The sequence below is a fragment of the Dyadobacter frigoris genome (genome assembly GCF_005280585.1).
In the GTDB taxonomy this organism is placed as follows: domain Bacteria; phylum Bacteroidota; class Bacteroidia; order Cytophagales; family Spirosomataceae; genus Dyadobacter; species Dyadobacter frigoris.
In genome coordinates this window covers 235,395-248,704 of record NZ_SZVO01000011.1, presented here as the reverse complement: position 1 = coordinate 248,704, position 13,310 = coordinate 235,395, and the positions used below count along the sequence as shown (strand labels likewise).

Sequence of the window (13,310 nt, the reverse complement as noted above, 5' to 3'; positions counted from 1 at the left end):
AGTATGAGGCAACTGCATTTATGTTAAAATCTGTGTATTATTGATTAATACTAGAAATGTTTCCGCCAATTCAGCGAATTATCTTTGTTACAAATTCAGAATCCTTAATTTTATCAAAACATATATTATGAACAAGGCATCATGGCAGGGCATATTTCCTGCACTCGTAACCCCGTTTAACGCTGACGATACAATCGATTTTGATCTGTTTAGAAAAAATCTTACGGCTCAGGTTGAAGCCGGAATTAGCGGTGTTATTGTTGCAGGATCGTTGGGAGAAGCAAGTACTTTGACAACTGAGGAGAAATTCGAATTGGTAAAGTTTGCTAAAAAATCACTTCCTGCCGGAATGCCGGTTGTGCTGTGTATCGCAGAACAATCCACTTTTGTAGCAGTAAACATCGCCAAACAGGCCGAAGCTATCGGTGCAGATGGACTGATGGTTCTGCCTCCGATGCGTTACAAAGCGGATGATCATGAAACAGTTGTTTATTTTTCAACGATCGCGCAAAATACTGCTTTGCCATTGATGATCTATAATAATCCTGTTGATTATAAAATTGAAGTGACGCTGGATATGTTTGAGCAATTGTCGGCTTATCCAAACATTCAGGCGATTAAGGAATCAACGCGTGACGTAAGTAATGTGACACGTATTTTCAACCGTTTTGGAGATCGTTTCAAGGTATTCTGTGGTGTTGATACGTTGATCATGGAAGAAGTAATGCTTGGCGCTGACGGTGTTGTTGGTGGATTGGTTGATGCGTTCCCAAAAGAAACAGTTGCGATTTTCAATCTTGTGAAAGCAGGTCAATATAAAGAAGCACTTGCCGTTTACAGATGGTATCTTCCTCTTTTGGAACTTGATATTCATGCTAAACTTGTACAAAATATTAAGCTTGCAGCAACACTTGCCGGAATCGGTTCTGAGTTTGTGAGAGCGCCAAGATTGGTTTTGGATGGTGCAGAAAGAGAAAAAGTACTAGCGATTGTTAATAAAGCAATTGAAACACAACCTGAGTTGCCCGAGTATCTTAATTTGGTAGCAGAATCTTCTCTGGTTTAGTATTTCAATATTCAGGGATTTTGGTATGCGTTCGTTTTATGTTTTTGATTTGATAAAATCAGAAACATAAAACGTAGCCAGATTTAATGATATCCAGTACTAAGCTATAAGAAGAGCTTCAAACGAAGCTTGCAAAAAGAAATAAAATTCTAAATGCGAATAGCAGGCAGGTAAAAGTTACAAAACAATGGATATCTCAAAAGAAGAATTAGAAAAAATAGTTCAGAAAGCGCAGGAAGCTTTTTTGATAAGTAAGAAATTTTCGATTCAAAAACGCGTTGCTTTTATGCGCGCCGTGGCTGATGAAATTGAAGCATTAGGTCCTGAATTAATCCAGACAGCTCAAAAGGAATCCAATTTACCTGAGGCACGTTTGACAGGAGAAAAAGGCAGAACAATATTCCAGTGGCGCAGTTATGCTGATGCTGTTGAACGCGGCGATTCTCTTGACGCAAGTATTGATACAGCCAACGCAGAACGTACACCTCCAAAACCTGATTTGAGAAAAACGGCAGTTCCGTTAGGACCAGTTGCAGTTTTTGGCGCGAGTAATTTCCCGTTTGCATTTTCAACCGCTGGTGGTGATACCGCAAGTGCTATCGCAGCGGGTTGCCCGGTTATCGTGAAAGCGCATGAAGGTCATCCGGTAACGTCTGGGATTATGGCGGATGCCATTTCCCGAGCAGCGGAAAAAAGCGGAATGCCGGAAGGTACTTTTGCCCATGTTTACAGCTCAACTTATGAAACTGGTCAGCAATTAGTAAGTCATCCATTGATCAAAGCGGTTGGTTTTACAGGTTCATACCGTGGAGGGAAAGCATTGGTGGATCTGGCAAATGAGCGTGCAGAACCAATTCCTGTTTTTGCAGAAATGGGAAGTGTAAATCCTTTGTATTTATTACCAAATAAATTGAGCGCTGTTCCGCAGGAACTGGCAAAACAATATGCCGGTTCACTGACTTTGGGTGTAGGTCAATTTTGTACTAATCCAGGATTGGTAATTGGAATTGCTGGTGAAGAATTGAATCAGTTTATAGAAGCATTGAAAGGAGAAATTGTAAAAATTGCTCCGGGTGTAATGCTCAATAAAAAAATCGCGGCTGGATATTCTGAGAGTCGTGAAAAAGTAATCGGACAATCGGGTGTTGAAGTTCTTGCGGTTTCCGAAACTAAGGCAACGGAAGGGCAGGGAATTCCAACGGTGGCAACAGTTGCGGGTGTTGAGTTATTGGTAAATCCGGCATTGCTTCATGAAGTTTTTGGCCCATTTGCATTAATTGTTCAATGCAAAGATGCGTCAGAAATGTTGGCTGTAACAGAGAAAATTGAAGGACAATTGACCGTTTCTCTTTTTGCAACAAACGAAGATCTGGCTTCCCAGGAAGAAATTGTTTCACTTTTACAGACTAAATGCGGAAGGATCTTATTCAACAATTATCCAACCGGCGTGGAAGTTGTTAAATCGATGCACCATGGCGGACCTTTTCCTTCTTCAAGCAACAGTGCATTTACATCTGTCGGTGCCGATTCAATCAAACGTTTTGTAAGACCATTAAGCTTCCAGAACTGGCCTGATGAATTTTTACCGGATGAATTGCAAAACGCTAATCCACTAAATATCTGGCGGACGGTTAATAATGAAAAAACAAAAGAAGCCATAAGCAACTAGCTTCTTATCCCAATATACTGGCAATTGGCCGTTAAAAGCCAATTGCTAAAAGCTAACAGCTAAAAAATGCGTAAAACTTTTTTCTGTATAGATGCCCACACATGCGGTAACCCTGTAAGAGTGGTTGCCGGCGGCGGACCTTTACTGCAAGGCAATAGTATGATGGAGCGCAGGCTTCATTTTCTGAGAGAATTTGACTGGATCAGAAAAGGATTAATGTTTGAACCGCGCGGTCATGACATGATGAGCGGAAGTATTCTGTATCCGCCTGTTGATCCTGAAAATGATATTGGCGTTTTATATATTGAAACGAGCGGCTGCCTGCCGATGTGCGGACACGGGACGATTGGAACAGTTACTATTGCCATTGAAGAAGGATTGGTAACGCCAAAAATTCCGGGCAAACTGAGACTTGAAACACCTGCCGGTTTAGTTCTTGTTGAATATGTACAGGAAGGTAAAAAGGTAAAATCGGTTAAACTGGTTAATGTAAAATCTTTTCTAGCCGCTGAAAAATTAACCGTTGAATGCCCGGATCTGGGAACATTAACGGTTGATGTTTCTTACGGTGGGAATTTCTACGCCATCGTTGATCCGCAGGAAAACTTCAAAGGACTGGAAAATTACACAGCGGATCAGTTGATCAGTTGGAGCCGTGTTTGTCGGAAGCGTATGAATGAGCAGTATACTTTTGTGCATCCTGAAAACGAACATATCAACGGATTAAGCCATTTCTTATGGGCTGGCGCTGTTTTGGATCCAACATCAACTGCCAGAAATGCCGTCTTCTACGGCGACAAAGCGATTGACAGATCACCTTGCGGAACCGGGACTTCGGCTCGTATGGCGCAATGGCATGCAAAAGGGAAATTGAAGAAAGGTGATCAATTTATTCACGAAAGTATAATAGGCTCCAAGTTTATCGGAACCGTTGAAGATGAAGTAATGATCGGTAATAAACCTGCGATCATTCCAGGAATTGAAGGCTGGGCAATGGTGACGGGTTATAACACGATTATTATCGATGACGATGATCCTTACGCTTATGGTTTTCAAGTAATTTAGAGCACTTTTAGCGATGAGCTGTTGGCTTTTAGCTTTCGTTATCATCTGATTTTTTTAATCATTTAATTATAAAAATTAGCAAAATAATTTTATAATTAATTCGGTTGACACAACATAAAATTGTAAATTAAACCCGGTGGCCAGTAGGTCTAACAGCTTAAACGCTAACGGCTAATAAAATCATGGAATCAGTAGAAAAGGGAAAAGTTGTCATTATCGGAGGCGGAATTATGGGTTTGGCTTCTGCTTATTATTTGCTGAAAAGCGGATGGAAAGTAACGTTGCTGGATAAAGGTGATATGACAAATAATTGTTCTTTTGGTAACGCCGGAATGATTGTTCCAAGTCATTTTATTCCATTGGCTGCACCGGGGATGATTTCGAAAGGTATCAAATGGATGTTCGATAGTCATAGTCCTTTTTATGTGAAACCTTCGCTGGATTTTGCACTGATTTCCTGGGGTTTGAAATTCATGAAAAGTGCAACGGCAAGTCATGTTGAGCATTCGGCTCCTTTTCTTCGTGATTATCATTTGTTAAGCAGGCAATTGTACAGAGATCTTGCCAAAGAACCTGGTTTTGATTTTGGTCTGGAAACCAAAGGAATCCTTATGCTCTACAAAACAGAGAAGGCAGGAGAAGAGGAAATTCATGTGGGGCGTGACGCGTGTAAATTAGGATTGAATGTCGATATACTGAATAAAGAACAAGTTCAGGCGCTGGAACCAAATGCAAATCTGGATGTGATCGGCGCTGTGCATTATCGTTGTGATGCACATTTATATCCTAATGCTTTGATTCCGCAATTGATCGATTACGTGAAAAGAAATGGCGGCGAAATAAAAACCGACACTGAGGTAACTGGTTTTAATATCAAAAACGGAGAAATAAAATCCGTACAAACCACATCAGGAAATTTTGAAGGAGATCTGGTTGTAATGACCGGCGGAACCTGGCTTCCGCAACTTTCCAAATTAGCAGGTTTAACAATTCCGGTCATGCCGGGAAAAGGTTATTCTTTTATGGAATCCAATTCCGAGCATGAAATTATTCATCCTTCATTGCTGATTGAAGCAAGAGTTGCCGTAACGCCTATGAACGGAAAAGTTCGTTTTGGCGGAACAATGGAAATTGCGCCGGTTAATGACAAAGTGAATATGAACCGTGTTGAAGGCATTGTGAATTCAATCCCCGAATATTATTCGGATTTGAAAACAGAATTGCCCGAAGTAAAAGATATCTGGTACGGCTTCCGTCCTTGTTCTCCGGATGGATTGCCCTATCTTGGTTATAGTAAAAAATTGAAAAACCTGATCGTTGCCGGAGGGCATGGCATGATGGGAATAAGTCTGGGCCCGGCAACTGGAAAAGTGGTAGCGGAGTTGGCAGACAGAAAACCTACTTCCATCAAGATTTCGGTTTACGATCCACAGCGATACAATTAGAGTTGATTGGTACAAAGGCGGGTGTTTTCTCAAACAATACCCGCCTTTTTTATTTAAATTCATTGCCGAGAATTTACTTTTTTTAAGAATTATATTCCTAACTTTTAAATTGGTACAATGAAATACGTCAACGTTTACAGATTCTCTTCCTGCTATTATCTTATTTTTAGTTTTCTTTTTTGTTTTGGAAAAATTGAAAACAGTACTGCCCAAACTTCCGACAAATTCAATCTTTACAGTCAAACCAGCGAAACAGCCGGACTTGTCATTCAATACGAACAAGATCTGATTGCGATCCGGGATTTTTATTCTCCCGTTGTTCAGGGGCGTGGCGGTTATGCCAATTACAGTCGCAACCAGCCTTTGAATTCACCGGAGCAGCGTAAAAGACAAATAGAAATTGACAACAAATATCTGGATCAACTCAGTAAGCTGGACTTTAACGTCATGAGTGTTTATGGCAAAGTGGATTATATATTGTTGAAAAGAAATATTGATGATCATTTGAGAGATCTGGCCATTGAAGAAAAACAATATGGCCAGATCTCGAAATATATTCCGTTTGCTGATAAGTTATACCAACTTGAAAAAAGCAGAAGAAGAGGGGCAACCGTGAATGGTCAGGAAGTTGCCGGCATGATGAATTCAGTAAACAAGGAAATAAAAACCGCTTCTGAAAATCTTAAAAAAGTTGAATTTTTGGATATGCCTTTGGCGTCTTTCAGTGAGCAGGCGGTGAAAGGTCTTCAGGCAAGGTTGAAAGGTGTGAATGATTTTTATCAGGGTTATGATCCCTTATATTCGTGGTGGGTTCCCGAGCCTTATGAAACATTGGATAGTGCCTTAATGGCTTATGCCAAATTGCTAAAAAGTAAAGGCAAATTAACGACTTCCCAAAAAGACGACGGAAGCGGAATCACCGGCGTTCCGATTGGAAGAGAGGAATTGATCAGACAACTTCAGGTTGAAATGATCAACTACACACCGGAAGAATTAATTGAAATCGCGAATAAGGAATTTGTATGGTGCGACAAAGAATTACTAAAAGCTTCCCAGGAAATGGGCTTTAAGGATGATTGGAAAAGTGCCCAGGAAAAAGTTAAAAACAGCTATGTACCTGCCGGAACCCAGCCGGAATTGATTTTAAAACTTTATAACGATGCCCAAAGATTCATAAAGGAATATGATTTGATGGACATTCCTCCAATCGCCGACGAAACCTGGGGGATGATCATGATGACACCGCAGCGGCAATTGGTAAATCCATTTTTTACAGGAGGCAGAGAAATCAGCATTTCCTATCCAACGAGCACAATGTCGCATGAAGATAAACTTATGAGTATGCGTGGGAATAATCCCTATTTTTCCAGAGGAACGGTACAACATGAACTCGTTCCGGGGCATCATTTGCAATATTATATGAGCAGTCGCTACAAACCTTACCGGGAAAGTTTCAGGACTCCGTTTTATACAGAAGGATGGGCGCTGTACTGGGAATTGTTATTGTATGACAAAGGATTTGCCAAAACGCCGGAAGAAAGAATAGGAATGTTGTTCTGGCGGATGCATCGCTGTGCACGGATCATTTTTTCGCTCAACTATCATTTAGGCAAATGGACGCCGCAGCAATGTATCAATTTCTTGGTGGATCGGGTAGGGCATGAGAAGGCAAATGCCGAAGGTGAGGTCAGAAGATCGTTTGAAGGCGGTTACAGTCCTCTTTATCAGGTAGCTTATCTTTTGGGAGGTATACAGATTTGGAGCTTGAAGAATGAATTAGTGGATAATGGTAAGATGACCTATAAAAAATTCCATGATTTAATGATGAAGGAAAACAATATTCCGGTAGAGATGCTAAGGGCAACTTTGATGAATCAGCCACTGGCGCGTGATTTTAAAACGAAATGGAAATTTTATAGTTCTAAATAATATTGTAGCTTCGGGAAACAAAACCAAGCCCGAGTAAATCCAAACCTTTTATGTCACAAGAAAGTACGTCAGAAACTACTTCGTTTAAACCTACCCTTGGCCTTGTAGATGCCACCATGCTCGTCGCCGGAAGTATGATCGGTTCGGGGATTTTTATAGTAAGCGCCGATATTACCAGAAATACAGGAAGCGTTGGCTGGCTGATGTTTGTTTGGCTGATCACAGGTTTCATGACGCTTACCGCCGCACTAAGTTACGGCGAATTGAGTGCGATGTTTCCAAAAGCAGGCGGACAATATGTTTATCTGAAAGAGGCTTACAATCCATTAATCAGCTTTCTTTACGGTTGGAGCTTTTTTACCGTAATCCAAACAGCAACAATTGCAGCCGTGGCGGTAGCCTTTGCAAAATTTACGGCTTATCTATTACCTATATTCAGTGAAGATCTGGTGGCCGTTGATTTAGGATTTATGCAGATAACACCTGCTCAGCTACTATCAATTGTCGTCATTGTGCTGCTTACGTTTATTAATACACGTGGTGTAAATAGTGGCAAAATTATCCAGACAACCTTCACTTTGGCGAAACTTTTAAGTCTTTTGGGACTGATCGTTTTCGGCCTGCTTTTCATGAGACCGGAAATCTGGCATATCAACTGGGATTCGGCTACGATGTGGGATTTGCACAAATTGAACCTTGACGGAAGCATAGAATCTTATACCACTTTTGCAGCTTTCGGAGCTATTGCTGCTTCCATGGTAGGCTCTATTTTTAGCAGTGATTCCTGGAATAATGTAACATTTATTGCAGGTGAAATTAAAAACCCACAGCGTAATATTGGGCTAAGTCTTGCATTGGGTACTATCATCGTGACCGTTATTTATGTCATGACAAACGTGATGTATACCGGTGTTTTATCGCTTCCTGAAATTGCATCAGCCGATAAAGACCGTGTTGCCGTCGCGGCTTCCCACGTTATTTTCGGAAATTCAGGAACCATCATTATTGCGATTATGATCATGGTTTCCACTTTTGGATGTAATAATGGTTTGATTATGTCGGGAGCCCGTGTTTATTATTCGATGGCGAAAGATGGTTTGTTTTTCAAAAAAGTAGGACAATTGAATAAGAATTCAGTACCGGAATTTGGTTTGTGGATTCAGTGTGTGATTGCTTCTTTGTGGGCATTAAGTGGAAAGTATGGCAATTTGCTTGATATGATTTCCTTTGTGGTTGTAGTATTTTATATGTTGACGATTGTAGGAATTTTCATACTTCGTAAAAAAAGACCTGACGCCGACAGACCTTACAAGGCATTCGGTTATCCGTTTTTGCCAATTATTTACATCGTAATGGGCGTGGCATTTTGTGTCTTGCTTATCATTTTCAAGCCGGAATATACCTGGCCTGGATTGATCATTGTATTACTTGGAATTCCGGTTTATTACCTGATTGCCAAAAAAGAGATTGTAGCCTGAATCCTGATTTAAAAAACAACAAACGAGCTCATGAAAAGAATTTTTTATCCCATGCTGCTGCTTTTTCCTGGCGTGTTATTTGCTCAGGAAATCGATATGGATGCCATGGCCAAAATACGCAAGGAAGGTCTGGATAATTCAAAAGTAAAAGAAATTGCACATCAGCTTACCGATGTTTCTGGTCCGAGACTTACCAATTCACCAGGTTTTCAACGTGCTGCCGAATGGTCGGTTAGCGAAATGAAAAAATGGGGTTTGACAAATTCGCGTATTGAAGAATGGGGTGAATTTGGAAAAGGCTGGCAGGTTGAAAAAAGCTATCTGGCGATGACAAAGCCATATTATATGCCATTTATCGGTATTCCAAAAGCATGGACTTCCGGGACTTCTGGTCCGATCAAGGGAGAAGTTGTCGTTGTTAATATTCAAAATGAAGAAGATCTTCAAAAATATGCAGACGGAAAATTGAGCGGGAAAATTGTGTTGATCAAGAGCACTATTGACACGGATCCGACTTTTAAGCCTGATGCTGTTCGTTATACGACTGAGGATCTTGATAAAATGACGAATTCCCAACCTTTTGGTCAGGGGAACTTTACACCGGAACAAATGGAAAAAATGCGCACGATGCGTTTTTTCCGAAGTAAGGTGGATAGTACGTTGAAAACGCAGAAAATTAAATTGGAACTAGCCGCGAGAAGTGGAAAACACGGCACTTTCTACACCAGTAACGGTGCTTCTTATTTAGGTAAATCTCCATTGGCCGGCCCATCGTTCGAAATGTCTCCGGAACATGCCGGATTGATCACACGTTTGGTTGAAGATGGAATTCCTGTGACACTGGAAGCAGAATCGGCAACTTCTTTTTATGACAAAAAACTGACTACTGGTAATGTTATTGCTGAAATTGCGGGTACTGATCCAAAATTAAAAGACGAAGTGGTAATGCTCGGCGGACATTTGGATTCCTGGCACAGCGGAACTGGCGCGACGGATAACGCAGCCGGATGTACCGTGATGATGGAAGCGATGCGTATCTTAAAAGCATCAGGTTTAAAACCAAAAAGAACGATCAGAATTGCGCTTTGGTCTGGTGAAGAACAAGGATTGCATGGTTCAAGAAATTATGTAAAAAATACGTTTGGAGATCCGCAAACCATGAAACTTACTCCGGCTCATGAAAAATTATCAGCCTATTACAACATTGATAATGGTACCGGTCGCATCCGTGGAATTTATTTGCAAGGAAATGAAGGTCCGCGTGCTACTTTCGAAAAATGGCTGAATTCGTTTTCTGATATTATCGATCACCCAACGGTTACATCAAGAAATACAGGAGGAACCGATCACCAAAGTTTTGACGCTGTCGGACTTCCAGGTTTCCAGTTTATTCAGGATGGTATCGAATACAATACACGTACGCACCACTCGAATGCTGATACATACGAACGTTTGGTCATGGACGATTTGAAACAAATGGCTGTTGTCGTTGCTGCTTTTGTGTACAACACGGCACAAATGGATCTGAAAATCGCTAGAAAAGAATTGCCTAAGGCGAGAGGAGAACAGGGTGCAAGAAGATAGTTCTTTCTTATTGATAGGTTAAATAATTGGCTAAAATACCTGAGGGTGTTTTAGCCTTTTTGTCTAATATAGCGGTATTGGCGAAAACAATAAAACTGTCTTTCGCCCTTGAAACAGCCACATTCAACATATTAGGTTTGTTGTCACGATCAAAAAACATAGTCCCGGAATCACCTTTTCCATAAACCATCGAAAATAAGACGAGCGATCTTTCTGCGCCTTGCAGCGCGTGAACTGTGCCAATTTTGAAAATGCTTGTATCGAAACCGGCTTTCTTTAGCGCATATTTTAAATCGTTTTTCTGTCCAGCAAAAGGAGTAATGATACCAACGGCATTTTCAATATTTCCATAATGCATTTCAATTTCCTGTTTGTATAATTTCAACCAGTTAACGATTGCTTCAACCTCATAAAGATTTGTCCGGCTTGAATTTGTAATGGTTGAATTTCCATCCACATGTATGCAGTACATGGGCGGGAAAAGATTTGTTTTTTTAGCTTTTCCTTTCAGTGGTTTCAATTGTCCATTATAAGCTAAAACATTACAATAGTTGATGATTTCATCATAACACCGTCGATGTTCCACCAGTATTACGCCTTTTTCATCGAGGCCTTTTTCTTTGTATTTGCAGGCATTTTGCGCCATTTTCATGATACTTCCGGTAGATGCTAGAAATCCTTTTGGGTCAAACCACGTCTCAAAAACGCGATCATCATAGTCGTTAATTAGCCCGACTTTTCTCAAATTCCCGACGTCAATTTTATTGGTAATATTCCAAACCGGTTCAATTTGTTTTACGTCACCGACAATCACCGCTTGTTTGGCAAGTGAGAAAGTTGCAGCGCCAACTTCCGGCGCAACCTGGCCTGCTTCATCAACGATCAGTAAATCGATAAAATCAAAAAGAGGCGGATTGTCAAAAATGTTTTTTCCATCTTCACTTTTCTTCAAGAATTTGAAAGAACTGAAAAACTTCGGCGACATATAAAATGTGCTTACAAAACAAGGAGTCAACATAGCTTGACGCGTCCATCGGTTTTTCACGGCGTCAACACCCTTTTTATCAAAATTTGGGTCTTTCAAATCGGTTTCGATTTTTGACAGCCATCGTGCTTCCCAATAATGCAGACTCAGCTGAAATGCTTTGTGTCTTAGCGTTATATCCAATTCATCATAGAAACAATTTGGTTTCGATTTTTCCTCATCCCGTTCCTTTAAACCATCTATTTTCAGATATTCAAACGACAAGTATTCCTCTTCGGTTTTTGACGGATTACCATGAATTGAATTTTTATTCTTCCAAATTTTCCATTCAGTAACGGATATGGTTATCGCTTTCGCAATTTTGATTTTGTCATTGATAACATCCAATATTTCATTTTTTATAAATTGAAAATCTTCATTTTTGGCGATTAGCGAATCTCGTAAAAGAATTCTTATTTCAGCTGCTCTGTTTTTTAAAGCAGTTTTTATACCAATTGAACAAAATATTTTGCGGAAAAAGGATTCTTTTTGGAAATATTGGATAATCCGTTCTTCTAAAACCATCAAAGCGGATATGTCTTGGCCTAATACTTTTTCATCAATAATATCTCTGGAATAATATGATTTTTCTATCGAGATTTGATCAGTAACATAGCCTTTTAAAATACTTTCTGCATTTAAATATTCCTTCCATTTTAAGGAAGCATCTTTCAATATAAGCTGAATATCAATAATTTCATTTCTTAACTTTTTAGTAATTTCATCAATACTTAATCGTGAAGAACTGAAATAAACAGCACTTTTTTGAAGAAAATATTCCGTTGCATTTTCAACATATTCCTTATTTTCGACTTTGCTGAAAAGTCCGGTTCCATTCTGTTTTTTGTAATTTATTCCTTTTAATTCTGCCTCTGTTTTTCCATTTGAAGGTAAGTAAGTTGCGTAACCATCCAGCTCCGGGAGCCATCTTCCTTCCAGTTTTCCAGGTTTGGTAGTTGATTTTGAAAAGCTGTCAATAATATTGGTAACGGCCTGGTTGTTGGTTGAACAAGCTAATATCACAGGTGGATTTTCACCTGCAATGGCACTTTCAACAACTTTATTGGCGACAATACTTTGCAGTAATGTCGTTTTTCCAGTTCCGGGAGGGCCATTAACTGCAAAAACTTTATCGTTGCCCTGCAAAAATGTATATAAACCTTTTCTTTGAGAAATTGAAAGAGGAAAATCAAATCCCATTTGCCCTATATGCAAAAAATTTACATCCATTAATTTAGAAACAGGAAGTGGCAGGTTCTCTTTATTATTTTCCAGGGTAATAAATTCTGACAGCAGTGGCGGAATAGTAGATTCCGCTGCAATCTTTTCATAAAGATGGATTATTCCGGCTGCGGCATTGATGTCTTCATCCGGCAATAAAATTATTCCGTTATGAACTGTTTCGTATCCGTCGACGGAAAAAGTGCTGATAGATTGTTCAATAGCCTTTTTGAAAACATCGTTTATGTAGCTGATGTAGTCTTGAAAAAATTTGTATTTCTCTTTTCCAATGGACGTTGCCTTATCCACTTTTTCAACGGTACTGAAAATAAATTCGGTTCTCTCGTCAGCCAGTGGTTCAAGATATTTTCTTTGAAAAACTGGAAATAATTCTTCTGGAATCGAAAGAATTCCTTGTCTGTTTATCTTAACATAATACCAAAATGGGAACTTCGTTTTTTTGTCTTTGAGGAAGATTAAATGTTCTGGTAAGGGAGTGATTTTGATTGGTGCTATTAAAATCTGAATGGTTTCCAGTCTTTCCCAACTTTTGTTCCCTTTGTCTGTTAGACCTTTTTTCTTATTAATCCGCTCTTCTTCAAAGTCGATAAGTTTGTTCACATCCGCTGTTGATTCAACGTTTTGAGAATCCATATCAAAATTCTCTATTTCAAAATGTCTTAGTTTTTCAATGTTAATGTCTGCTTTTAAAGAATCACTCAAACTCTTTTTCCAATAATTAATCCACTTTTTTTGCTCCATTTTTTTCAATTGCTAATGTGTGAGAATTGCTTTAAAAACTGTAAATCCTGATAAAATGATATAGATA

8 protein-coding genes are annotated in these 13,310 nt (G+C 39.6%); 7 read left to right on the top strand and 1 reads right to left on the bottom strand.

The window, feature by feature from the left end; translation table 11 throughout:
* Positions 1–127 precede the first annotated feature (127 nt).
* The 7 genes from FDK13_RS23015 (at position 128) to FDK13_RS22985 (ending at position 10,236) form a co-directional block, all read left to right on the top strand.
* Entirely contained in the window at positions 128–1,066 is a 939-nt protein-coding gene (locus FDK13_RS23015; protein ID WP_137342355.1) for a dihydrodipicolinate synthase family protein, read from the top strand.
* A 187-nt stretch (positions 1,067–1,253) separates the two neighbouring features.
* Positions 1,254–2,735: an aldehyde dehydrogenase (NADP(+)) gene (locus FDK13_RS23010; protein ID WP_229216177.1), complete on the top strand. Its 1,482-nt coding sequence runs from the start codon at positions 1,254–1,256 to the stop codon at positions 2,733–2,735.
* A 66-nt stretch (positions 2,736–2,801) separates the two neighbouring features.
* Positions 2,802–3,800 (top strand): 4-hydroxyproline epimerase, encoded by a 999-nt coding sequence (locus tag FDK13_RS23005; protein ID WP_137342354.1) that lies wholly within the window; start codon positions 2,802–2,804, stop codon positions 3,798–3,800.
* A gap of 182 nt (positions 3,801–3,982) precedes the next feature.
* Entirely contained in the window at positions 3,983–5,245 is a 1,263-nt protein-coding gene (locus FDK13_RS23000; RefSeq protein ID WP_137342353.1) for an NAD(P)/FAD-dependent oxidoreductase, read from the top strand.
* A gap of 117 nt (positions 5,246–5,362) precedes the next feature.
* A complete protein-coding gene (locus FDK13_RS22995; protein ID WP_137342352.1) occupies positions 5,363–7,174 on the top strand; it encodes a DUF885 family protein in 1,812 nt (603 codons plus the stop codon).
* A gap of 50 nt (positions 7,175–7,224) precedes the next feature.
* Positions 7,225–8,652: an APC family permease gene (locus FDK13_RS22990; protein ID WP_137342351.1), complete on the top strand. Its 1,428-nt coding sequence runs from the start codon at positions 7,225–7,227 to the stop codon at positions 8,650–8,652.
* A 30-nt stretch (positions 8,653–8,682) separates the two neighbouring features.
* Positions 8,683–10,236 carry a M20/M25/M40 family metallo-hydrolase gene (locus FDK13_RS22985; protein WP_137342350.1) on the top strand — a complete coding sequence of 518 codons (1,554 nt, stop codon included), beginning with the start codon at positions 8,683–8,685 and terminating at the stop codon, positions 10,234–10,236.
* 7 nt (positions 10,237–10,243) lie between these two features.
* On the opposite strand, the gene FDK13_RS22980 is transcribed toward FDK13_RS22985, so the two are convergent.
* A complete protein-coding gene (locus FDK13_RS22980) occupies positions 10,244–13,243 on the bottom strand; it encodes a DEAD/DEAH box helicase (protein WP_137342349.1) in 3,000 nt (999 codons plus the stop codon).
* Positions 13,244–13,310: the final 67 nt, after the last annotated feature.

Excerpts from the sequence above, each read along its gene's own strand:
- FDK13_RS22995 (WP_137342352.1), top strand. The coding sequence starts at position 5,363 with ATGAAATACGTCAACGTTTACAGATTCTCTTCCTGCTATTATCTTATT.
- FDK13_RS23005 (WP_137342354.1), top strand. The coding sequence starts at position 2,802 with ATGCGTAAAACTTTTTTCTGTATAGATGCCCACACATGCGGTAACCCT.
- FDK13_RS22990 (WP_137342351.1), top strand. The coding sequence starts at position 7,225 with ATGTCACAAGAAAGTACGTCAGAAACTACTTCGTTTAAACCTACCCTT.
- FDK13_RS23015 (WP_137342355.1), top strand. The coding sequence starts at position 128 with ATGAACAAGGCATCATGGCAGGGCATATTTCCTGCACTCGTAACCCCG.
- FDK13_RS23010 (WP_229216177.1), top strand. The coding sequence starts at position 1,254 with ATGGATATCTCAAAAGAAGAATTAGAAAAAATAGTTCAGAAAGCGCAG.
- FDK13_RS23000 (WP_137342353.1), top strand. The coding sequence starts at position 3,983 with ATGGAATCAGTAGAAAAGGGAAAAGTTGTCATTATCGGAGGCGGAATT.
- FDK13_RS22985 (WP_137342350.1), top strand. The coding sequence starts at position 8,683 with ATGAAAAGAATTTTTTATCCCATGCTGCTGCTTTTTCCTGGCGTGTTA.
- FDK13_RS22980 (WP_137342349.1), bottom strand. The coding sequence starts at position 13,243 with ATGGAGCAAAAAAAGTGGATTAATTATTGGAAAAAGAGTTTGAGTGAT.